Here is a 22,072-nt window from a genome sequence, read left to right as displayed (position 1 = left end):
CTAAATATTTTCGGTTAAAACAGAGACTATTTTATTCTTAGGAAAGAATTCTTTCAATACTACTTTCAATATTGTATAAATAGGAATTGCCACTACCATTCCAAAAACACCAAATGTAATTCCACTAATAAGGATTACTAAGAAAATTTCTAAAGGATGAGATTTGACACTTTTTGAGAAAATAATCGGTTGGTTGATGTTGTTATCAATCACTTGAACGATTAAAAAACCAATAACAATATAAATCGTCGTAGGAAGCATTTCAGTTCTAAAATCAGTCCCTATTCCGCCAATTAAAGTTAGAATAGCAGCTAAAACAGTTCCTATGATTGGTCCTATATAAGGTATGATATTTAGTAAGGCACATAAAAACGCAATGATAAAAGCATTTTTTGAATTAAAGATTAAAAGAACAATCAAATACATGACAAATACAGCTGTCAATTGGATCAATAAACCAATAAAATAACGTGTTAATAGTTGGTTAGTCTTTTCGATAGAATTTAAGATTTTATCTTCATTCTCATCAGGAAGAATCATTTTAGCTTTTTCTTTAAATAGTAATTGGTCTTTCAGGAAGAAAAAAGTGATAAAAAAAACGGACGCTAATCCCATTCCAAAACTAGCAATGAGGTTTAAGATTGAATTGATGAAATCTGTAAAATAGTTATAGTTGATTTTAGAAGATAAGTTTGATTCTTTCAATAGTTCTTCTAAATTGATGTGATTGATATTGAAATAATTCTCTATGTTTTTTTCGATAACAATAAATTGATTTTGGAGTAAATTAGTATCCAATAAGGATAAATTTTCTGCTTGTGATATGATTAGTGGTACAAATAAAAGGACAAAACCTATAAGTAATGAAATGAATAATATAAGTGTTGCAACAGTCGCCATGGTATTATTAAATTTCAGTCTTTTTTTTAAGAAAGAAACAAAGGGATTGGCTATTAAACAAAGGATTAACGAAATTACAAGATAGAGAATGACGGTCTGAATTTGGTACAAAAAGAAAAGTACTAAACATGTGATGATTAAAAAAGCAATAGCTTTCAAAATTCCGTTTGCAATTATTTTAGATGTAATCATAAAAAGGGATAGATATGGATTCAAATGTAGTTTAAAAACCGACTAAAAATTAAATTAGTCTAGTCTAGTTGTTGAATATATAATGTATAATATTGGCACCCATTTTCAACGCTTTTTCTCGAACGGAAAGTGGGTCATTATTGACTTCGGGATTTTCCCAACCATCTCCTAAGTCGCACTCATAAGTGTATAGTAAGACTAATCTACTTTTTACAAATATTCCAAAAGCTTGTGGTCGTTTGCCATCATGTTCGTGAATTTTAGGTAAACCATTCGGAAAAGCATACGGCTTTTGAAAAATTAAATGCGTTGCCGGAATTTCTATTAAGGCTGTATTAGGAAACAATTTTTTGATTTCTTTTCGAATATATTGGTCTAAACCATAATTATCGTCAATGTGTAAAAAACCACCAGAGTTTAAGTAATCCTGAAGGTTTTTTACTTCGGCATCACTAAAAACCACATTTCCATGACCTGTCAAATGAATAAATGGGTACGTAAAAAGATTGGGGCTTCCTGGTTCTACAGTTGCTGGTTTTGTTTTTAAAGTGGTGTTAATGTTGGTGTTGCAAAATTGAATTAAATTAGGCAATGAAGTGGGATTTGCATACCAATCACCACCGCCACTATATTTCAATAAGGCAATTTCTTGAGCAAAAATGTTCAAGGACAGAAAAAGAAAAACGAAATAGATTTTTTTCATCTGATTTAATTCTCATTAAAAAAAGCAATACTATGACAGGCTACCATTGCAGCTGTTTCAGTTCGTAATCTAGTATTTCCCAAAGATACGGCTTGGAAGTTATTCTCTAATGCTAGTTGGATTTCTTTATCTGAAAAATCTCCCTCAGGTCCTATCAGCATGGTGACATCTTCATTTGGTTTCAAAATAGATTTAAGTGTTTTTTTATCCGTTTCTTCGCAATGAGCAATTAATTGAAGGCCTTTTTTTTCTGTTTGACCAACAAAATCTTTAAATGAAATGGCAGGGTTTAATTTGGGTAAATAAAGCTCGTTAGCTTGTTTTAAAGCCGATAAGATTATTTTCTCATAACGATCTTGATTGATCACTTTTCTTTCAGAACGATCACAAATAATTGGTGTAATTTCATGAATACCTATTTCAGTTGCTTTTTCCAAAAACCATTCAAATCGATCGTTCATTTTGGTAGGGGCTACTGCCAAATGCAAATGATATTTAGAAGGTTCTTTTTTTGTGAAAGATAAAATATCAACCGTACATTTATTATCGGAGGCCAAATTAATTTTAGTTTCAAATAAAAGTCCTAATCCATTGGTAACGTGTAGTATATCACCATCTTTTTTCCGCAATACTTTAATGATGTGCCTGCTTTCTTCTTTGTCAAAAGAAAAGCTTTCTGTAGATTCGTTTAGGTCAATATTGTAAAATAATTGCATAGCTTAAAATTGGATTCGTGCTTTTGAAACAACTGTAGCGGTTTCAAATTGTTGTGTTAAATATTTTTGATAACCTACAATTCCTATCATTGCAGCATTATCTGTGGTGTATTCAAATTTGGGGATATAGGTTTTCCACCCGTATTTTTGTTCGCCTTCTTTTAGCGTTTTTCTAATACCTGAATTAGCAGAAACGCCGCCGCCAATTGCTATTTTATTGATGCCAGTTTCTTTGACAGCTAATTTTAGTTTGTCCATCAAAATCTCGATGATAGTATGTTGAACCGAAGCACAAATATCATTGATGTTTTCGTCAATGAAATTTTCGTTCTCAAGTTTTTTCTTTTGGATAAAATACAAAATAGCCGTTTTGAGACCAGAAAAACTAAAATCCAATCCCGGAACTTTAGGCTTGGTAAACTTAAAAGCTATTGGATTTCCTAATTGTGCATTTTTATCAACTAATGGACCACCAGGATAGGGAAGTCCTAATATTTTTGCAGTTTTATCAAATGCTTCTCCAACCGCATCATCAGTTGTTTCGCCAATTATGGTCATATCAAAAAAACCTTCAACTCTCACAATTTGAGTATGTCCACCACTAATGGTTAAGGCTAAAAACGGAAATTCTGGTTTGTCATAGCCTTCTTCATCAATAAAATGGGCTAAAATATGTGCATGCATATGATTTACGGCAATCAAAGGGATGTTTAATGCACTAGCCATTGACTTCGCAAAAGAACTCCCCACGAGTAGTGAACCCATAAGTCCTGGACCTTGGGTAAAAGCAATGGCACTGAGTTGTTCTTTTTGAATATTGGCTTTTTTAAGAGCGGCATCAATTACGGGAACAATATTTTGTTGGTGTGCTCTCGAAGCTAGTTCAGGTACTACACCTCCATATTGTGAATGAATTAGCTGATTAGCAACAACATTTGACAATACTTTATCGTTATTTAAAACAGCGGCAGCAGTATCATCACAGGAACTTTCGATGGCAAGAATAAAAACCTCGGGATTTTGCATAAAAAGGCACAAATTTTGAATTATATTTGACAAACCGAATTTTAAATTCTTTAATTTTACGGCGCAGCCAAAATTAAAGAATTTTTGCGAAAGGAAAGACTCTTTCTTTGTGCAATATCCTGTTTTTAGAAAAAATTAAAAATCAAGAAGATCAAAAAGTACATTAAAATATTTTTAAGTTTAATTATTGGGTTAATTCTCCTCTTACTATTGTTAGGAATTGCTCTTTCAACTTCTTTCGTTCAAACTAAAATTGCACATTATGTTACCCAGAACTTAAATAATGATTTTGGGGTTGATATCAATGTGGGGACCGCTAAAATAAATATTTTTGGAGGTGTTAAATTGAGAGAGGTTTTAATTAGAGACCATCATAAAGATACTTTGATTTACAGTGAAATCCTTAATACAAATATTTTAGATGTCAAAAAGTTATTAGATGGTGATTTGATGTTTGGTGATATCAGATTAGAAAACCTATTATTTAATTTAAAAACCTATAAGAACGAAGACGATACTAATATTGATGTATTTATAAAATCTTTTGATGACGGAAAACCTTCTACAGGAAAACATACTCTTTTTGAGGCTGATGTTGCAACAATTGTAAATAGTCATTTTATTTTGAGCGACGAAAATAGAGTAGCTCCCAAAGATGTTGATTTTACCAAGTTAAATGCCCTATTAATAAACTTCAAGTTATACGGGCCAGAAGTTACTTCCGTAATAAAAAAAATGTCGTTTTTGGATCATCGTGGAGTATATGTGTCTGAATTAAATACAAAATTTAGTTATACCAAAAAGCAAATAGTACTCAAGAATTTGGACATCAAAACCAAAGAGTCCATGATTAAAGCAGATATCGTACTGAGTTATAAAATTACTGATTTTGCAGATTTCAACGACAAAGTAAAATTTGAAGGTACAATATATCCGTCATTAGTTTCGTCAAATGACATTCGACCTTTTTACAATGATTTAGGTAAAGATTTGTCTTTTAATTTGGCGACAAAAGTAAAAGGAACCTTGAATAACTTGACCTTGAATAATTTGAGTTTATACGACTCTAAGAATACAAGGTTATTTGGAGCAATCAATTTCAAAAATATTTGGGGGAAACAGCATCAACGCTTTTTGATGGATGCTAATCTTAGTAAATTATCTTCTTCCTATGACAATTTAGTTCAATTGATTCCGAATGTTTTAGGAAAAAAACTACCTATTGAATTAAAAAGAATTGGAAACTTCAATATTAAAGGTAATATCCAGTGGAGCGCCACCGATTTGGACGCTGATTTTTCAATGATTACAGACATCGGAGATGTGAAGTCAGACTTGAGTATCAATCAAATTGACTTTATAGATAAAGCTTCATACAATGGAAATGTAGTGACCAAAGATTTTGACTTAGGGATTTTTCTTGATGAGAAAGATTTAGGTAAAGTGACCATGGATGTAGAGATTGAAGGCGTTGGTTTTACCAAAAAATATTTAGATACGGGTGTAAAAGGAGTAGTTTCTAAGATTTATTATAATAAGTATAACTATAGAAATATAGCCGTAAATGGTAATTTTAAGCCCCCCTATTATAGAGGTAAAGTAAATGTTGACGATCCTAATCTAAATATGGATTTTGATGGTTTGGTCGATTTAAGTAAAAAAGACAGTAAATATGACTTTCATATAGATGTTAGAAATGCTGATTTTCATAAATTGAATTTTGTAAATGATACTATTTCTAATTTTAAAGGGGATGTTATTGTTCAAGTTGATGGTAATACGATTGAAAATTTACAGGGAAATGTATATTTTAAAAACACCTCTTATCAGAATGAAAAAGATATTTATACGTTCAATGACTTTTCAATCAATTCTAATTTTGATGCAGGTAAAATTAGAACAATTACCTTAAATTCTCCGGACATTGTTGAAGGTGAAATTGTAGGGAGGTTTAAATTTAGTGAGTTAGGGGTTTTAGTTAGGAACTCGATCGGTAGCTTGTACACCAACTTTAAACCGGAGCCAGTTAATAAGGGACAATTTTTAAAATTTAATTTTTCAGTATATAATAAAATCATCGAAATATTTTATCCAAATATAACGATTGGATCAAATACGGTTATTAAGGGGAGTATTAAATCAGATTCTCAGGAATTTAAACTTAATTTTAATTCACCTAAGATTGTTGCGGATGATAATACATTTGATAATATTAGAATTGCAATAGATAACAAAAATCCTTTGTATAATGCTTATTTAGAATTAGATAGTATTAAAACTAAATATTATAAAATACGCGATTTTAGTTTGATAAACGTGACCAATAAAGATACCTTGTTTTTTAGGTCAGAGTTTAAAGGAGGGTCAAAAGGAGAAGATTATTTCAATTTGAATTTATACCATACTATCAATAAGGAAAATGAAAATGTTGTAGGGATTAGCAAATCTGAATTAAAAATTAAAGACAATCTATGGTTTTTGAACGAAAAAGAGACAGCAGATAATCAAATTGTCTTTGATAAGCTATTGAAGAATTTTTCTATCAATAATATTATTTTATCACATGAAAATCAGGAAATTATTCTAAAAGGAAAAACAGGCGGTAAAACCAACAAAGATTTAAAATTGAGTTTTAAAGATGTTGATTTGTTTAAGATTACTCCTGCTGATGATAAGTTTGTTTTTAAGGGAAATTTAAATGGAGAAGTTAATTTTTTTCAAAATAATACGGTATATAAACCTACAGCCGCATTGGTAATAGATCATTTGAATATTAACGAAACTGATTTAGGGGTTTTAAAGTTTGAAATTGAAGGAGACCAAAACCTGGAAAAATTTTCAATTGATTCCTATTTGGAGAATAAAAATCTAGAATCGTTCAACGCAAAAGGAAATTTTACAATTGTAGGTAAAGAAGCGGCCTTAGATTTGGATTTAAAATTGGATAAATTTAATCTAGGAATTTTAAGTTCCCTTGGAGGTAGTGTTTTATCAAATATAAGAGGATTTGTTTCAGGGAATTCACATATAGGAGGAACGGTTAATCAGCCTAAAATTAGTGGACGACTTTTTGTAGATGGAGCAGGACTAACAATTCCATACTTAAATGTTGATTATAAATTGGCGGAGGGTTCTATAGTGGACTTATTAGACGAGAGCTTCCTGTTAAGAAATAATATACTCACAGATTCTAAATTTGGTACTAAAGGAGTATTGAGAGGAAGTATTCAGCATGATAAATTTATGGATTGGAAATTAGATTTAGCTATCAATTCCAAACGATTGTTAGTTCTAGATACTCAAGATAGTGAAGATGCAGCATATTATGGAACTGCATTTATTGACGGAAATGCTAGTATTACAGGACCTACAAACGGTTTGTTTATAAAAGTGGAAGCTAAGTCAGAGAAGGGGTCTGCTTTGAAAATCCCAATAAATCAAGCAGAAAGCCTTGGTGATAATAGTCTATTACATTTTTTAAGTGCAAAAGAAAAAAGTAATATCAAGAAAGGGATTTTAGATAATTCTAGAAATTATAAAGGATTAGAGTTAGAGTTTGATTTAGATATAACACCTGATGCAGAAGTAGAAGTGATTTTAGACCGAAATTCAGGACACGGAATGAAAGGTAAGGGGTACGGGTCGTTATTATTCAAAATTAATACTTTAGGGAAATTCAATATGTGGGGGAATTTTCAAGCCTATGAAGGTTCTTATAATTTCAAATATGGAGGTCTTATTGATAAGAAATTTGATGTAAAAAAAGGAGGATCTATTTCTTGGGAAGGAAATCCAATGCGTGCTCAGTTGAATTTAGAAGCCGTATATAAAACCATTGCGAATCCGGCGGTACTTTTAGAAAATTCTTCTTTTAATAGAAAAGTACCCGTGAATGTGATTATTGGTATTAAGGGAGATTTAGCTAGTCCCGAACCTGATTTTAATATTGAGTTCCCTACCGTTAGTAATGTGTTGAAATCTGAAATTCAATATAAGTTATATGATAAGGATGTTAGACAAACTCAAGCGTTGTATTTACTATCTTCAGGAGGTTTTTTAAGTTCAGAAGGAGTGAATCAATCTGATTTTTCAGGAAGTTTGTTTGAAACGGCTTCTAGTTTGTTAGGAGGGATTATAAGAACTGATGATGATAAATTTAAAGTTGGTTTTAATTATGTATCAGCTGACAAACGTATTGGTCAAGAAACTGATGGTAGAGTAGTAGCTACTATTTCTTCAAAAATAAATGAAAGATTTACTATTAATGGTAAAGTAGGGGTTCCATTTGGAGGAATCAATGAATCAGCAGTTGTAGGTGACTTAGAAGTACAATACAGAGTCAATGATGACGGTACTTTAAACTTACGAATCTTTAATCGTGAAAATGATGTTAACTATATAGGACAAGGTATTGGTTATACGCAAGGATTAGGGGTTTCTTATGAGGTGGATTTTGATACGTTCCGAGAATTGGTAAATAAAATATTTAAAAATCAAAAGTCAAATTCAACAATTCAATACATTGACCAGTTTCAAGATTCAAATTTAGCACCTGAATACATTAATTTTTCTAAACAAAAAGAACCAAAACCAGTAGAATCAAAACCCAATAGGGAGGCAATTGTACCTGATGAAGAATAAGTTGTAGATAGAAAATTCAGGATTGTTGTTTTTATTTAAAAATTTTCAAATTATGATTAATTGTTAGTTAAACATGAAAAAAATAGATTTATGTTAGTTAAACTGATTTTTTTTTGTTTTTTTGAAAACTTATTAACGAAAACGTTTGAATTTACTGAGGTTGAGTAATTTAGTATTTCATAAGGTTGAAAAGTGCGATATGTTTCTTAAATTTACGACTTAAACTAAAAACAATGTCAAATAAGATTAATAAAATAGGAGTTTTGACTTCAGGTGGTGATTCACCTGGAATGAATGCTGCTATTCGTTCTGTTGTTAGAACTTGTGCTTATCATAAAATTGAGTGTGTAGGTATTTATAGAGGTTACCAAGGAATGATTGAAGGTGATTTTGCCGAAATGGGTCCACGTTCAGTAAATAATATTGTGAATAAAGGAGGTACTATTTTAAAATCAGCACGTTCAACTGAATTTAGAACAACAGAAGGTCGTAAAAAAGCACACGAACAATTGCTAAAAGCTGGTATTGATGCTTTGGTAGTAATTGGAGGAGACGGAACCTTTACAGGAGGATTACTTTTTAATTCAGAGTATAATTTTCCAATAATTGGAATTCCAGGAACAATTGATAACGATATTTTTGGTACAAGTCATACACTTGGTTATGATACTGCTTTAAATTACTGTTGTAGAATGTATTGATAAAATTAGAGATACCGCTATTTCTCACAACCGTCTATTCTTTGTAGAGGTTATGGGTAGAGATGCTGGTCATATTGCATTAAATGCAGGAATTGGAGCTGGAGCTGAAGAAATATTGATTCCTGAAGAAAAATTAGGTTTAGATAGACTTTTAGAGTCTTTGAAAAAGAGTAAAGCATCAGGTAAATCATCTAGTATTGTTGTAATTGCATAAAGAAACCTACAACTGTTGCAATAGGTAGCACAGCCATATATTCATCAAATTGCATTTGTTTACTCTCTGCATTTGGAGCCAACACTAGCCATCCAATAGTATAACAAACTATAGGATTAATTATAGCCATAATCCAAAACCACATTTTTCTTTTACCAGGGTCAGTTGGATTGCTACCTCCTTCAAACTTGATAGAATTTGAGATAAATGCTGCTAGAAGTATCATTGCTCCTGCAAAAATTGCTGAAATAAAGTATGCTGTCATAATGTTAAAATTTATTGTTTTTTTTGATTAATTACTTGTCGAGGTAGTATTTCCAAATTTTATGAAATAAGAATATAATATTTTGCTTTTTGGATTTACTTTTGGATCTTGAAGAGTGTTTCGTATAGCTTCTGATAGAGAAGTATTAATATTTCCCCTTACAGTACTGGAAGTCCATTGAAAATCATTTAATTGGGGATTTGTATCATTGAAAGTAACATCTTCAATTATGTAATCAATTCTAATTAATGCATCCTCTTTTTTAAAATTATCTTTTTTATAATTCTTATGAAAGATCAATTTTAGCTCGATTTTTTTTGGATCGTTTTTTAAATGACTATTGAATATTCCACTATCAACATCAAATACTTCAGACCATTCATTAGCAGTTGAATCCTTTGATTTGTAAAGGTAGTTGGGTACAATTGTTTTCTCGTTAGGTTGGTAGCATTCAACAGTAATTGGGTCATTTTTTGATTTTTCATCCCAAACCAAATCCTTTTTGTCATTTTTGGTAAGAACTGGAATATGATTTTTAGCTTTGTTGCAACGGGCATATTTTTCAAAATCATCGGAAACATCATAAACCTTTACAGCTATCTTTTTTAATTTATAAGAAGATTGATCAGATGCATTCAATAGTAATTTATTCATAAAAAGTCCTTTTTCTTTTTGAATTATATTTTGAACATATTTATCTAAACCATCATCCCAATTATTTTCTACACCGATTACTTCATAAGGTAAATTCTTATCTGCAGATGCATTTAAAATAGTTGTTGCCACTTGTGATAAAGTGTTATTAGCTATTCCGGTTTTATCTTTACCTCCATAGTCATTTGAAATAGTATATGGACTATTATTTAATTCAAATATCTTAGTTGTTACCCTTCCTTTTAAAGCATTTCTTATTTGTGAAACCATACTTGTTTCTGTTGCCTTCCCGTGAGTAAACACTGTATAATAGAGATGTTTTGAAGTAGTAATTCCAGATTTTTTGTTTATTTCCGAGTAATCAGTATAGAAAAATGTAATTGAATTTCCCTTTGCCAACCAATTTGTAAAATATTCTTTAGGATAATTCTCGAATTGCTCTTTGCCATCACCTGTATATTCTTCAAAATCGGTAATTAATAATGCATCATTATTTGAAGATGTTATTTTTTGCAGAGCACCCTTAATTGGAGCCATTATATCTTTATATTCTTTGGGATCTGTAACTTTATTGTAAATTTGATTACTTGCTAAATCAAGCTTTGTAATTTTTGAGTTTCCCAAAGCAAACCACTCTATATCTGGACTAACAAGTTTGTTTGTAATTGCTTGAATGATAATAGCATTTGAAGGATTATTATTATAGGCCTGAATCAATCCGTCTGAAAAGTCTACAAACACAGCTGTATTACCCGTTTTAGGATTAGCTTCTCCTCCTAATGAAGCACCATAATATCCCTCAATATGTTTTTCAATCTCGTTTAGAGGCTTATATTTTGACCAAGCACTTGAATCTTCTTTTTTACAACAACCTTGTAGACAAAATAAAGTGACTATTGGTAAGCTGATTTTTATGAAATTTTTCATGGTTATTATTAAAATTATTTATTATTTGAAGTTGTGTCAGATACGATTTCATTTGCAAAAGATGATGCTTGATCCAAAATATCATTTAAACCTTGTTTAATATTCAATATCTCTGATTTGATTTTTAGCGCCTGATATTTCCCTATTAATACATTTGTCGTATTTATTTCCGCATCAGTCATGGTCTCTCTAAATTCAGGATATTTTATTTCGACATAAGCATAATATTCTTTATCTGAATCTGCCCATTCTTTTTTATTGTAATTTTTACTATTCAATTCAACATCGTTAACAAATGATTCAAAGCTGTTCAAAAAATTATCTTTCTTGAAAGATTGACATGATGAAAGGCTTAAAATAAAAAGCAAACAAATCAATTTTGATCTTAATTTTATAATTAGCTTCTTCTGTAAATTAATACCCATAATATTTTATTTATGCTCAAATTTTAAATAACACTCTCCTTTATACTCATAGGTTCTTTTAATCTTACAAAATTGTATAGGTGCTTTTAAGTCGTTCTTCATAAAAGAAATATAATTGTATAAAGTGCGCTCAGAAACTTCCAGTCTTTGACTAAGTTCACCAGGAGTACCAGTTAAACTGCTCTTTATGCAATTGTGTATTCTTATAATGATTCTAATATCCATTTAGATTACAATTATACTGTTCGTTACTGCAACTAGAATGCAGTGATCAGAATTGGTTTGCGAAAATTATTTAATTCACTAGCATTCAATTTGATCATCACTGAAATTTTTTTACTAGAATTAATTTTGTTTAGAAACATAGGGTGTGTATTTGCTGAAAAGTGCCTCTGTTTTATTATTCTCCAAACCTACCCCCATAAATATTCATTCCCTTACGGGAAACCGTAATCACAAAAACTAAATACCAGAAAAACCAGAAAGCTTCCACTTTTGAAGCTTTTATAAATGAAGTTTTATGAACTTCATTTAAGTAAAAGGATTTGAAATCGTGAATAGGTAGGTAATTAATTTTTTTGTGAATGAATTATAAAATTTACTTGTTTGGAACTGGAGGGGAAATAGAAGTTTCTATGATTGAAGCATTAATTTTACCTTTTCTTCCTTCACAGTTTATTAATATAACAGTAGAAAATACTAAAGCAGTTATGACAACTAGATTTTTAAAAATTCTCATTTTATTTTGTTTTTAAGGATATAAGCTCGTCTTCATTTTAATATGACGACTTGATTTTTGGTAAAATTACCTTCATAAAAAACGATTTCCTTACGGTAAACCGTAACCACAGTAAAAAAATGTGAAAAAGTTAATTTTGGGAATTGTTTTCTGTGTTAATCATTGACTTAAGTGTTGAGCGTATGCGGGAAATACCTTTTAGGTGATAGATTTAAGCTATTTGATTAACATTTTTTGATGTCAGAGGGGATTTTAGGAAACCAATACACTTATTTATGCTAAACAAATAATGAAATGTTTTGTCAATTTGCTCTTTCATGTACGATTTAAAAATCGTTGTTATAAATTCAAAATCGTTTAGCTGAATGCTGTTTTGCGTGAGGGATAAAAGAGGAAAGCCCACAAACAAGTGTAGCGATAGCGGAACTTGTTGAGGACTTGTAACGTTTAGCCCGACCCGCTTTTTTTGGCGGGGCACGCCCAAAATACTTAAGCTATCTTAAATTAACTTAGGGTATAAACAACAAAAAGCTCCCCGAAGGAAGCTTTTGTATGGCAATTATAAACGGAAATTTATATGACGCCTAAATCTTTGGCAATGGCTACTAGATGGGTGGCGTTGTTGGCCTTAAAGTATATTTTGAGTTTATTGATGTGTTTCTCGATGGAGCTCTTGCTATTTGGAGTGATGCCTTCTTGTTTTAAAACGGCTTCCATACCTTCTTGGCTGATGCCCAAAGAGAGTTTTTTGAGGAGTACAATATCGTATTGGTTGATTTCGCTGGTGGTTTTGTCTTGCATGAGGTATAACAATTCAGGCGAAATGTTATCGGGTTCATTGTTAAAAGTTTTTTGAACTGCTACTTTAAGATCATAAATAGTATTGCGACCTTTTAGTACATAGCCATCGATATTGAGATCATCAAAAAGTCCTTTTATTTTATGTGGACGATCTTCGATAGAAAATGCAATTATTTTAATCTCTGGAAAGAGTTCTTTGACTGCTTGAATCAATTCCTCACCTGAGTTTAGTTTGTTGACTTGATGATCTGCCTTGAAAGACAAATCGGAGATGAGCAATTGAAACGGATTATTATCTTGATGTGCTTTTTTTATTTTCAGCAAGGCTTCGTCACAATATTTGGCATATTGTACTTCGAGTACCTCTAATTCGTTTAGAATTTGGGCGGCACCTACATCATTGAAATCAATATCATCTGCAATTAAAACTTTTGTAAACATAAAACAGTATTAGTTAGGAATTATAATTTTAGCCTTAAATCCTTTATGGGTTTGTGTGTCAAAAGTAAGAAGTCCATTGATAGCATGAATACGGTTTTCCGCATTTTGCAAACCATTTTTCAAAATTAATTTTTCGGAGAAGCCAATCCCGTTGTCTGAATAGTCTATTAACAGGCTGTTTTGGTTGGAATCGAAGCCAATTACAACAAAATTTGCTTGGCTATATTTTTTCATATTTACCATCAATTCTTGTAAAACTCTTTGAATTGCGATTTTTTTATTGTCCTCTATTTGGGACCAATCGATAGGGTTTTGGGTTTTTATGATAACTTCAACCGTATTTGATTTGTAGCTATTGAGCATTTGTTTTAAATTAAAAACAAAGTTTTCGCCGGTATCAATTGGACTATTCTCTTTGGAAATATTTCGGGTTCGCTTGTAAATTTTATCCAAATTATCCAATAAGGTTTCTTTCTTGAGTGGATTTTGTAAATCCTGAGTTTCGGCAAAAGTCATGGCATAGAAAACATCATTAGCGAGTTCATCATGAAGTTTTTTGGAAATACGAGTTTCCGTAGAGTAACTTGCTTGTAAGCGTGCTTGTTTGTTTTTATTTTTGAAATAATGCACCAAAAATATAATGGTAATGAGTAGTAGCAGGAAGCCAAATCCAAATAAATAAGTTTGATTTTTTTTGGTTTGAAGTTGAAGTGCAATCTCGGATCTTTCTTCTTTGTATTTGATGTTTTCTAATGTGGCTTTACTCGCGTCGTATTTGATTTTGGCAAATTGATTTTTGGCATTATTGCGCACTTTTTTGATACTGTCATTTAGGTTTACAAATAATTGTGCAGAAGAATTTTGTCCTTTTTGGGGATTATTTAGCATTAAGAATGAAAGCGCTTGTAGCTGTTCATCTATACTTTTAGTTTGAGTCGCTTTTTGGTATGCTAAGACAGCATTTTTATTTGACTTTTGAGAATCAATATCCTGATAATAATCGGCTAAATGCAAATAACTGGAGATGTTTCCGTAGGAATCGTTGGTTTGAACACGAATGGCTAATGCTTTGTTCATCAAAGACAATCCTTTTTTTGATTCACCATTTTTAGAGTATGCAAAACCTAAATTATCCATCAGAATAGCTTTTGTTTTGGGATGGCTGTCTAGTATATCAGTTTGTAAACTAGGTTCTAATAGTAGTATGGCTTGGGAATATTTTTTTTGTTCAATATAAACAGAAGCAATGTTATTCAATGGTATAACTTTCAAATGCTCCTGTTGTATCTTATTTAAAACAATTTTATAATAAATAATAGCGTCTTCATAATTTTTCAATTCTTTGGAAGTAATTCCTAATAGGTTATGAATGGCTAGTAGGTATTCGGGCTTATCTTTTGAATAGTCTAAAGCTTCAGTAAGTGTTTCTTCACAACTAGTGTAATCGCCAAATATTTGCTGAATTTTAGCCAGTTTTATTAAGTTGTAAGCGGTGAAGGTACTGTCTTTTTCTTCTTTAAAAAGTTCTTTGGATTTATTGTAATTAAAAAAAGCACTATCAAATTTTGCTGTTTTAAAGTAGGAGTCAGCCGATGCTGATAATTTTGCAGCAAGTTGGTATTTTGCGCTAGGAGAAAAGTTTTTTTCTATAGTTTTTGCCTCCTTTTGACAACAGACAAAAGGCAACAGAAATAAAAATAAGAAAAGTATAATAATCGGGGAACGTTGCATTAGCTGTAACTTTCCCCGAAAATAATAATAATTTTAGACTATGTGTCTATATTGTTTTTCTTTTTGGAGGATAAATAATAATATCACCATCTCCAGGACCATCGTTTGCTATAAATAGGACACTAATACAGCTCTCTTTTTCGACATGTTTTTCATTGTTTTTGGAGGTTAGTATTGGTTTTAAAGTTGTTGTTGTACTCAATACAACATTTGATGCATTAACTAAGCTTGACACGGATAAAACGGCAATAAAAAATAATTTTCTCATGATTTTAAGTTTAAAAATTGGACATAGGTTGGGCCGTTCGATAATGAGAATCGAATAATTTTCAAGGCCTAACGGTATTGATTACTAGTTTTTTGGGAAGTGAAGTGCGCTGGTACAGAGCGGTTTTATTATACTTCCCGGAATAATAATTCAGTTCTGTATAGCAACACTTTTTTAGAAGTTGTTTTGTACATTTGTTCTTATCGCGAAATAGAACAGCAACAAATTCTGATGCAAAGAACAGCAGGTTTTGAAGTGATAATAGCAGGGAATTCCTAAGATTCCTAGAATTCCTTTGGATTCCTGAAAATTCCGATTCGCTTATGAAATGAACATGGTCTAGATTTGGTCGCAAACACTAATAATGAAATGCGAATTCGATATTCCTATAAAAAAATATTATCTACGCATGAAAAAAAACACTTTAGAGGATTATAAAAAAGCCATAAAAGTTCAATATGAGCTTGAGAAATATGGGAATTATTCTACTTTCTTATTTAATCCGTCACGTGCCAAATTGAGGAATTTGTGTTTTGAATTGTTTAAGGACAATTCCAAGAAGGATGATTTAATGAGTTTTGCCTCTTTCTGCGGCTTTGAGTTTAGTCCTACGTCTTTCAATAAATTAAAGGATTTGACGGATAAATTTAGACCTATAGAGACTTTCTTGAAAGGGGAGACCGATTTAGTAGATATGGAAGCAGTGAATATTACCGCAATTTTGGTAGGTTTTGAACCAAGACCTTATTTAAAATTTTCTAAAGCAGAAAATCATTTGAGGAGTGAAAATCAAATAGAAAGTGATGGTCTTGTAAATAATGAAATAAAAAATCAGGAAAAGAATGTTATTGAGGTACTAAAGGCTGCGTCAAGTGTAGAGCTAAATGGGAATAGGTTTTTTTATAAACAAATAAGTATTGCTGTACTGATCACTTTTGTAATTTGTGGTGTGGGATTTTTTCTTTTGCCAAAAGAGAAGTGTATGCAGTGGCAGAATGACCATTATGAAATGGTAACTTGTGAAGAGAATAAAGTGGGGGTATTGAATTTATATTCTAAAATACCTTTAGATGAGAATATGCTCAATTTTAGAAAAATTCAAGTTTGCGATAGCACGACTTTTTTTAAACATAATAAGCCGATAGTGTGGTATTGCAAAAAAGGAAATGAATTGGAATTTTATAATAATCCTGGATATCATCCAGAAAATGATAAACCATTGAAACCCATAACACAGTATATGATTAACAAATATGTTATGGGAAAAAACTAGAAGTGAATGAATTATACTTTTGTGTAAAGCCGTATTTTAATTCAGAATAAAGATTTTATTTATCCTAAAATTAAGGATTGCAGGTCTATATAAAGTCTTAGTCAATACATTTTAAGTAATCCATAAAATAAGTTTCAGGGAAATAAACTTTTTGGTTCATCTCTGAAGTAATTTCTTTTTTAACTATAAAATCATCTGTACTGGTTAAGAATTTAATTCGCATCAAATTTACAGGTGAACTTTTAAGTTCTTCGATTGCTCCTTTAACAAACATAAAGGTTCCCATTGTCACTCTGTTATCAAATCCTTCGTCGTTTCTGATTAATGATCCGCAACTTTCTTTGTTAACATGTAAAAGTGTGACGATTTTTCCGTTTTGTAATTGTAAATATAATTTGGAACTTTTATCAAAACAATTTGCAGATAAAAATTCTTTACTTTTTTGAATCAACTGTACATTCAAAGCAGGAAATCCATCATTAGAAACCAAAGAACAAAAGATGTATTCCGATTTTCCAGCGAAGTTTTTCTCAGAGACTAAATATTCTTTTGTTAATTTATAGACTCCTAAAGAATCTTTTACATTAGCACTGTATTCACAATCTTTTTGGGAAAAAACGGGAAAGCTTGCGATTAATAAAAAGGCGAGGATGGTATTTTTCATGGTTATGGTTATTGTGTTTTGTTGCAAATTAAAACTATTTTATCGTTATTTTCAATGGTTGTAAAAAAACAATAGGTATCTCCTCCATCTTTTATTTTCCATTTCTTCCGAATATTCTCTACCGTTTCTGGAAAATTTCGGGTGGTAATATTGGCTTTGGTGTTTTCTAATGTCGCTTTTAGTTCTCCTTTGTTATAAGGTATGATTTTATGGATCTCAAATACACGACCCGGGAAGTCAATGCGTTCTTCTGAAGTATATAAATGGGAGTGCTTGTGAAGTTTTTCTAAATTAAAATGCAATGCGACTTCATCAAATCCACCTGATTTCATGACAGCACTGTTAGGCTCATAAATATATTTTTTTGGAGTTCCAAAAAGAGGTGAATTTGTATTTTCTCCCAAAATAAATTCAAACGTTTCTGTTTTATCTTTGATGAGATTAACCGTTTTTATAGAAATATCGCCTTGGTAGTCTTTATGTATTTCCCACAACAATTCTTTTACCTCATTCTCCAATGCAATAATATGAATAGTTTTTACATTTTTTAATTCGGATAAAGCTGAGCTTATGTCTAGCAAAGGTGCTGTTTTAATCAGGATTTTGTCAGAATGGGTGAAATAAAAATCCAAGTTTTCAGGAACATTCGGTAAACAATCTTGAAGCATAAAAACTTTGCCTTTGGCATCATTTCGTCTCGAAGGATCAATGTATATCCAATCCCATTTTTGGTGGAGATCTATCAATGTTTCTCTACTATCTCCTATATAACATTGAATGTTTGAAACCTTTAGTTGCTCCAAATTGTGTTTGACAAGGTTTGAAAGTTCTTCATTGATTTCACAATGAACTACTTTTTTTATTTTTTTAGCAAAATAAAAATCATCAACGCCATAACCTCCAGTCAAATCGATGAGACTTTCTCCGGATATTAAACTCGATTTGTAATACGCTGTCTTTTCAGAGGATGTTTGCTCTACCGAAATTTTAGTAGGGTAGAGGATGTCTTTCGTTTGAAACCAAGTTGGTAATTTGTCCTTAGCTTTTGATTTTGCTTCCATTTGTTTTAAAATGTCAATCCATTCTATTTCTGGAAATGGATTCTTTTGCAACGCTAATTTAGACAAAGAAACACCAATGTTTTGGTTTATAAAATGCTGAATTTTAGGTGCTAAAATAGAGGTATTCAAAGCTAAATATTTTCGGTTAAAACAGAGACTATTTTATTCTTAGGAAAGAATTCTTTCAATACTACTTTCAATATTGTATAAATAGGAATTGCCACTACCATTCCAAAAACACCAAATGTAATTCCACTAATAAGGATTACTAAGAAAATTTCTAAAGGATGAGATTTGACACTTTTTGAGAAAATAATCGGTTGGTTGATGTTGTTATCAATCACTTGAACGATTAAAAAACCAATAACAATATAAATCGTCGTAGGAAGCATTTCAGTTCTAAAATCAGTCCCTATTCCGCCAATTAAAGTTAGAATAGCAGCTAAAACAGTTCCTATGATTGGTCCTATATAAGGTATGATATTTAGTAAGGCACATAAAAACGCAATGATAAAAGCATTTTTTGAATTAAAGATTAAAAGAACAATCAAATACATGACAAATACAGCTGTCAATTGGATCAATAAACCAATAAAATAACGTGTTAATAGTTGGTTAGTCTTTTCGATAGAATTTAAGATTTTATCTTCATTCTCATCAGGAAGAATCATTTTAGCTTTTTCTTTAAATAGTAATTGGTCTTTCAGGAAGAAAAAAGTGATAAAAAAAACGGACGCTAATCCCATTCCAAAACTAGCAATGAGGTTTAAGATTGAATTGATGAAATCTGTAAAATAGTTATAGTTGATTTTAGAAGATAAGTTTGATTCTTTCAATAGTTCTTCTAAATTGATGTGATTGATATTGAAATAATTCTCTATGTTTTTTTCGATAACAATAAATTGATTTTGGAGTAAATTAGTATCCAATAAGGATAAATTTTCTGCTTGTGATATGATTAGTGGTACAAATAAAAGGACAAAACCTATAAGTAATGAAATGAATAATATAAGTGTTGCAACAGTCGCCATGGTATTATTAAATTTCAGTCTTTTTTTTAAGAAAGAAACAAAGGGATTGGCTATTAAACAAAGGATTAACGAAATTACAAGATAGAGAATGACGGTCTGAATTTGGTACAAAAAGAAAAGTACTAAACATGTGATGATTAAAAAAGCAATAGCTTTCAAAATTCCGTTTGCAATTATTTTAGATGTAATCATAAAAAGGGATAGATATGGATTCAAATGTAGTTTAAAAACCGACTAAAAATTAAATTAGTCTAGTCTAGTTGTTGAATATATAATGTATAATATTGGCACCCATTTTCAACGCTTTTTCTCGAACGGAAAGTGGGTCATTATTGACTTCGGGATTTTCCCAACCATCTCCTAAGTCGCACTCATAAGTGTATAGTAAGACTAATCTACTTTTTACAAATATTCCAAAAGCTTGTGGTCGTTTGCCATCATGTTCGTGAATTTTAGGTAAACCATTCGGAAAAGCATACGGCTTTTGAAAAATTAAATGCGTTGCCGGAATTTCTATTAAGGCTGTATTAGGAAACAATTTTTTGATTTCTTTTCGAATATATTGGTCTAAACCATAATTATCGTCAATGTGTAAAAAACCACCAGAGTTTAAGTAATCCTGAAGGTTTTTTACTTCGGCATCACTAAAAACCACATTTCCATGACCTGTCAAATGAATAAATGGGTACGTAAAAAGATTGGGGCTTCCTGGTTCTACAGTTGCTGGTTTTGTTTTTAAAGTGGTGTTAATGTTGGTGTTGCAAAATTGAATTAAATTAGGCAATGAAGTGGGATTTGCATACCAATCACCACCGCCACTATATTTCAATAAGGCAATTTCTTGAGCAAAAATGTTCAAGGACAGAAAAAGAAAAACGAAATAGATTTTTTTCATCTGATTTAATTCTCATTAAAAAAAGCAATACTATGACAGGCTACCATTGCAGCTGTTTCAGTTCGTAATCTAGTATTTCCCAAAGATACGGCTTGGAAGTTATTCTCTAATGCTAGTTGGATTTCTTTATCTGAAAAATCTCCCTCAGGTCCTATCAGCATGGTGACATCTTCATTTGGTTTCAAAATAGATTTAAGTGTTTTTTTATCCGTTTCTTCGCAATGAGCAATTAATTGAAGGCCTTTTTTTTCTGTTTGACCAACAAAATCTTTAAATGAAATGGCAGGGTTTAATTTGGGTAAATAAAGCTCGTTAGCTTGTTTTAAAGCCGATAAGATTATTTTCTCATAACGATCTTGATTGATCACTTTTCTTTCAGAACGATCACAAATAATTGGTGTAATTTCATGAATACCTATTTCAGTTGCTTTTTCCAAAAACCATTCAAATCGATCGTTCATTTTGGTAGGGGCTACTGCCAAATGCAAATGATATTTAGAAGGTTCTTTTTTTGTGAAAGATAAAATATCAACCGTACATTTATTATCGGAGGCCAAATTAATTTTAGTTTCAAATAAAAGTCCTAATCCATTGGTAACGTGTAGTATATCACCATCTTTTTTCCGCAATACTTTAATGATGTGCCTGCTTTCTTCTTTGTCAAAAGAAAAGCTTTCTGTAGATTCGTTTAGGTCAATATTGTAAAATAATTGCATAGCTTAAAATTGGATTCGTGCTTTTGAAACAACTGTAGCGGTTTCAAATTGTTGTGTTAAATATTTTTGATAACCTACAATTCCTATCATTGCAGCATTATCTGTGGTGTATTCAAATTTGGGGATATAGGTTTTCCACCCGTATTTTTGTTCGCCTTCTTTTAGCGTTTTTCTAATACCTGAATTAGCAGAAACGCCGCCGCCAATTGCTATTTTATTGATGCCAGTTTCTTTGACAGCTAATTTTAGTTTGTCCATCAAAATCTCGATGATAGTATGTTGAACCGAAGCACAAATATCATTGATGTTTTCGTCAATGAAATTTTCGTTCTCAAGTTTTTTCTTTTGGATAAAATACAAAATAGCCGTTTTGAGACCAGAAAAACTAAAATCCAATCCCGGAACTTTAGGCTTGGTAAACTTAAAAGCTATTGGATTTCCTAATTGTGCATTTTTATCAACTAATGGACCACCAGGATAGGGAAGTCCTAATATTTTTGCAGTTTTATCAAATGCTTCTCCAACCGCATCATCAGTTGTTTCGCCAATTATGGTCATATCAAAAAAACCTTCAACTCTCACAATTTGAGTATGTCCACCACTAATGGTTAAGGCTAAAAACGGAAATTCTGGTTTGTCATAGCCTTCTTCATCAATAAAATGGGCTAAAATATGTGCATGCATATGATTTACGGCAATCAAAGGGATGTTTAATGCACTAGCCATTGACTTCGCAAAAGAACTCCCCACGAGTAGTGAACCCATAAGTCCTGGACCTTGGGTAAAAGCAATGGCACTGAGTTGTTCTTTTTGAATATTGGCTTTTTTAAGAGCGGCATCAATTACGGGAACAATATTTTGTTGGTGTGCTCTCGAAGCTAGTTCAGGTACTACACCTCCATATTGTGAATGAATTAGCTGATTAGCAACAACATTTGACAATACTTTATCGTTATTTAAAACAGCGGCAGCAGTATCATCACAGGAACTTTCGATGGCAAGAATAAAAACCTCGGGATTTTGCATAAAAAGGCACAAATTTTGAATTATATTTGACAAACCGAATTTTAAATTCTTTAATTTTACGG

The 22,072-nt window shown here is 31.3% G+C and carries 20 protein-coding genes and 1 pseudogene; 4 read left to right on the top strand and 17 right to left on the bottom strand.

Annotated elements, in window-relative coordinates:
• The 4 genes from ABZP37_RS13340 to tsaD (ABZP37_RS13325) form a co-directional block, all read right to left on the bottom strand.
• Complete coding sequence (locus tag ABZP37_RS13340; protein ID WP_366183606.1) at positions 1 to 1,092, bottom strand: AI-2E family transporter; 1,092 nt, start codon at positions 1,090 to 1,092, stop codon at positions 1 to 3.
• 64 nt (positions 1,093 to 1,156) lie between these two features.
• Entirely contained in the window at positions 1,157 to 1,795 is a 639-nt protein-coding gene (locus ABZP37_RS13335) for a DUF4159 domain-containing protein (protein ID WP_366183605.1), read from the bottom strand.
• A gap of 5 nt (positions 1,796 to 1,800) precedes the next feature.
• Positions 1,801 to 2,511, bottom strand: a complete 711-nt coding sequence (locus ABZP37_RS13330) for a 16S rRNA (uracil(1498)-N(3))-methyltransferase (protein WP_366183604.1) — start codon at positions 2,509 to 2,511, stop codon at positions 1,801 to 1,803.
• A 3-nt stretch (positions 2,512 to 2,514) separates the two neighbouring features.
• Positions 2,515 to 3,537: a tRNA (adenosine(37)-N6)-threonylcarbamoyltransferase complex transferase subunit TsaD gene (gene tsaD, locus ABZP37_RS13325; protein ID WP_366183603.1), complete on the bottom strand. Its 1,023-nt coding sequence runs from the start codon at positions 3,535 to 3,537 to the stop codon at positions 2,515 to 2,517.
• A 210-nt stretch (positions 3,538 to 3,747) separates the two neighbouring features.
• Here tsaD (ABZP37_RS13325) and ABZP37_RS13320 point away from each other — a divergent pair, with 210 nt between their 5' ends.
• On the top strand, positions 3,748 to 8,178 hold the full coding sequence (locus ABZP37_RS13320; protein ID WP_366183602.1) for a translocation/assembly module TamB domain-containing protein: 4,431 nt from the start codon (positions 3,748 to 3,750) through the stop codon (positions 8,176 to 8,178).
• A 233-nt stretch (positions 8,179 to 8,411) separates the two neighbouring features.
• A pseudogene (locus ABZP37_RS13315) lies at positions 8,412 to 9,090 on the top strand (ATP-dependent 6-phosphofructokinase); the annotation flags it as partial.
• On the opposite strand, the gene ABZP37_RS13310 reads toward ABZP37_RS13315, so the two are convergent.
• The 4 genes from ABZP37_RS13310 to ABZP37_RS13295 all read right to left on the bottom strand — a co-directional run bounded on the left by ABZP37_RS13310 (position 9,071) and on the right by ABZP37_RS13295 (position 11,589).
• On the bottom strand, positions 9,071 to 9,358 hold the full coding sequence (locus ABZP37_RS13310; RefSeq protein WP_366183617.1) for a hypothetical protein: 288 nt from the start codon (positions 9,356 to 9,358) through the stop codon (positions 9,071 to 9,073). The pseudogene ABZP37_RS13315 and the gene ABZP37_RS13310 overlap by 20 nt on opposite strands.
• Positions 9,359 to 9,385: 27 nt before the next feature.
• Positions 9,386 to 10,939: a hypothetical protein gene (locus ABZP37_RS13305; protein ID WP_366183616.1), complete on the bottom strand. Its 1,554-nt coding sequence runs from the start codon at positions 10,937 to 10,939 to the stop codon at positions 9,386 to 9,388.
• Between the two features lie 14 nt (positions 10,940 to 10,953).
• On the bottom strand, positions 10,954 to 11,307 hold the full coding sequence (locus tag ABZP37_RS13300) for a DUF6565 domain-containing protein (protein ID WP_366183615.1): 354 nt from the start codon (positions 11,305 to 11,307) through the stop codon (positions 10,954 to 10,956).
• 63 nt (positions 11,308 to 11,370) lie between these two features.
• Positions 11,371 to 11,589 carry an HTH domain-containing protein gene (locus ABZP37_RS13295; protein WP_366183614.1) on the bottom strand — a complete coding sequence of 73 codons (219 nt, stop codon included), beginning with the start codon at positions 11,587 to 11,589 and terminating at the stop codon, positions 11,371 to 11,373.
• Between the two features lie 359 nt (positions 11,590 to 11,948).
• Here ABZP37_RS13295 and ABZP37_RS13290 point away from each other — a divergent pair, with 359 nt between their 5' ends.
• The gene (locus ABZP37_RS13290; RefSeq protein WP_366183613.1) at positions 11,949 to 12,119 is read left to right on the top strand and encodes a hypothetical protein; all 171 of its coding nucleotides are present in this window, start codon (positions 11,949 to 11,951) and stop codon (positions 12,117 to 12,119) included.
• Positions 12,120 to 12,676: 557 nt separating this feature from the next.
• Here the strand turns inward: ABZP37_RS13290 and ABZP37_RS13285 are convergent.
• The 3 genes from ABZP37_RS13285 to ABZP37_RS13275 are packed head-to-tail and all read right to left on the bottom strand — an operon-like array spanning position 12,677 to position 15,344.
• Complete coding sequence (locus tag ABZP37_RS13285) at positions 12,677 to 13,345, bottom strand: response regulator (RefSeq protein ID WP_366183612.1); 669 nt, start codon at positions 13,343 to 13,345, stop codon at positions 12,677 to 12,679.
• A 9-nt stretch (positions 13,346 to 13,354) separates the two neighbouring features.
• On the bottom strand, positions 13,355 to 15,076 hold the full coding sequence (locus ABZP37_RS13280) for a hypothetical protein (protein ID WP_366183611.1): 1,722 nt from the start codon (positions 15,074 to 15,076) through the stop codon (positions 13,355 to 13,357).
• Positions 15,077 to 15,122: 46 nt separating this feature from the next.
• Entirely contained in the window at positions 15,123 to 15,344 is a 222-nt protein-coding gene (locus ABZP37_RS13275) for a hypothetical protein (RefSeq protein WP_366183610.1), read from the bottom strand.
• Positions 15,345 to 15,753: 409 nt separating this feature from the next.
• On the opposite strand from ABZP37_RS13275, the gene ABZP37_RS13270 reads away from it, so the two are divergent.
• Entirely contained in the window at positions 15,754 to 16,617 is an 864-nt protein-coding gene (locus ABZP37_RS13270) for a hypothetical protein (RefSeq protein WP_366183609.1), read from the top strand.
• Between the two features lie 97 nt (positions 16,618 to 16,714).
• Here ABZP37_RS13270 and ABZP37_RS13265 read toward each other — a convergent pair whose 3' ends face one another.
• From ABZP37_RS13265 to tsaD (ABZP37_RS13240), 6 genes are all read right to left on the bottom strand, one after another.
• Positions 16,715 to 17,281, bottom strand: coding sequence for a hypothetical protein (locus ABZP37_RS13265; RefSeq protein WP_366183608.1), 567 nt, complete (start codon positions 17,279 to 17,281; stop codon positions 16,715 to 16,717).
• A gap of 8 nt (positions 17,282 to 17,289) precedes the next feature.
• Complete coding sequence (locus tag ABZP37_RS13260; RefSeq protein ID WP_366183607.1) at positions 17,290 to 18,471, bottom strand: class I SAM-dependent methyltransferase; 1,182 nt, start codon at positions 18,469 to 18,471, stop codon at positions 17,290 to 17,292.
• Positions 18,472 to 18,473: 2 nt separating this feature from the next.
• Positions 18,474 to 19,565, bottom strand: coding sequence for an AI-2E family transporter (locus ABZP37_RS13255; RefSeq protein ID WP_366183606.1), 1,092 nt, complete (start codon positions 19,563 to 19,565; stop codon positions 18,474 to 18,476).
• Positions 19,566 to 19,629: 64 nt separating this feature from the next.
• Positions 19,630 to 20,268 carry a DUF4159 domain-containing protein gene (locus ABZP37_RS13250; protein WP_366183605.1) on the bottom strand — a complete coding sequence of 213 codons (639 nt, stop codon included), beginning with the start codon at positions 20,266 to 20,268 and terminating at the stop codon, positions 19,630 to 19,632.
• Between the two features lie 5 nt (positions 20,269 to 20,273).
• Positions 20,274 to 20,984: a 16S rRNA (uracil(1498)-N(3))-methyltransferase gene (locus tag ABZP37_RS13245; protein WP_366183604.1), complete on the bottom strand. Its 711-nt coding sequence runs from the start codon at positions 20,982 to 20,984 to the stop codon at positions 20,274 to 20,276.
• A gap of 3 nt (positions 20,985 to 20,987) precedes the next feature.
• A complete protein-coding gene (tsaD, locus tag ABZP37_RS13240) occupies positions 20,988 to 22,010 on the bottom strand; it encodes a tRNA (adenosine(37)-N6)-threonylcarbamoyltransferase complex transferase subunit TsaD (RefSeq protein ID WP_366183603.1) in 1,023 nt (340 codons plus the stop codon).
• Positions 22,011 to 22,072 lie beyond the last annotated feature (62 nt).

Origin of the sequence: Flavobacterium ovatum (assembly GCF_040703125.1) — a bacterium.
Lineage (GTDB): Bacteria > Bacteroidota > Bacteroidia > Flavobacteriales > Flavobacteriaceae > Flavobacterium > Flavobacterium ovatum.
Note: the sequence above shows the minus strand (reverse complement) of the source record. Positions and strands in the feature narration are given on the sequence as shown.

Excerpts from the sequence above, each read along its gene's own strand:
- ABZP37_RS13290 (WP_366183613.1), top strand. The coding sequence starts at position 11,949 with ATGAATTATAAAATTTACTTGTTTGGAACTGGAGGGGAAATAGAAGTT.
- ABZP37_RS13310 (WP_366183617.1), bottom strand. The coding sequence starts at position 9,358 with ATGACAGCATACTTTATTTCAGCAATTTTTGCAGGAGCAATGATACTT.
- ABZP37_RS13270 (WP_366183609.1), top strand. The coding sequence starts at position 15,754 with ATGAAAAAAAACACTTTAGAGGATTATAAAAAAGCCATAAAAGTTCAA.
- ABZP37_RS13285 (WP_366183612.1), bottom strand. The coding sequence starts at position 13,345 with ATGTTTACAAAAGTTTTAATTGCAGATGATATTGATTTCAATGATGTA.
- ABZP37_RS13275 (WP_366183610.1), bottom strand. The coding sequence starts at position 15,344 with ATGAGAAAATTATTTTTTATTGCCGTTTTATCCGTGTCAAGCTTAGTT.
- ABZP37_RS13295 (WP_366183614.1), bottom strand. The coding sequence starts at position 11,589 with ATGGATATTAGAATCATTATAAGAATACACAATTGCATAAAGAGCAGT.
- ABZP37_RS13340 (WP_366183606.1), bottom strand. The coding sequence starts at position 1,092 with ATGATTACATCTAAAATAATTGCAAACGGAATTTTGAAAGCTATTGCT.
- ABZP37_RS13280 (WP_366183611.1), bottom strand. The coding sequence starts at position 15,076 with ATGCAACGTTCCCCGATTATTATACTTTTCTTATTTTTATTTCTGTTG.
- tsaD (WP_366183603.1), bottom strand. The coding sequence starts at position 22,010 with ATGCAAAATCCCGAGGTTTTTATTCTTGCCATCGAAAGTTCCTGTGAT.
- ABZP37_RS13335 (WP_366183605.1), bottom strand. The coding sequence starts at position 1,795 with ATGAAAAAAATCTATTTCGTTTTTCTTTTTCTGTCCTTGAACATTTTT.
- ABZP37_RS13255 (WP_366183606.1), bottom strand. The coding sequence starts at position 19,565 with ATGATTACATCTAAAATAATTGCAAACGGAATTTTGAAAGCTATTGCT.
- ABZP37_RS13330 (WP_366183604.1), bottom strand. The coding sequence starts at position 2,511 with ATGCAATTATTTTACAATATTGACCTAAACGAATCTACAGAAAGCTTT.
- ABZP37_RS13250 (WP_366183605.1), bottom strand. The coding sequence starts at position 20,268 with ATGAAAAAAATCTATTTCGTTTTTCTTTTTCTGTCCTTGAACATTTTT.
- ABZP37_RS13245 (WP_366183604.1), bottom strand. The coding sequence starts at position 20,984 with ATGCAATTATTTTACAATATTGACCTAAACGAATCTACAGAAAGCTTT.
- tsaD (WP_366183603.1), bottom strand. The coding sequence starts at position 3,537 with ATGCAAAATCCCGAGGTTTTTATTCTTGCCATCGAAAGTTCCTGTGAT.
- ABZP37_RS13305 (WP_366183616.1), bottom strand. The coding sequence starts at position 10,939 with ATGAAAAATTTCATAAAAATCAGCTTACCAATAGTCACTTTATTTTGT.
- ABZP37_RS13265 (WP_366183608.1), bottom strand. The coding sequence starts at position 17,281 with ATGAAAAATACCATCCTCGCCTTTTTATTAATCGCAAGCTTTCCCGTT.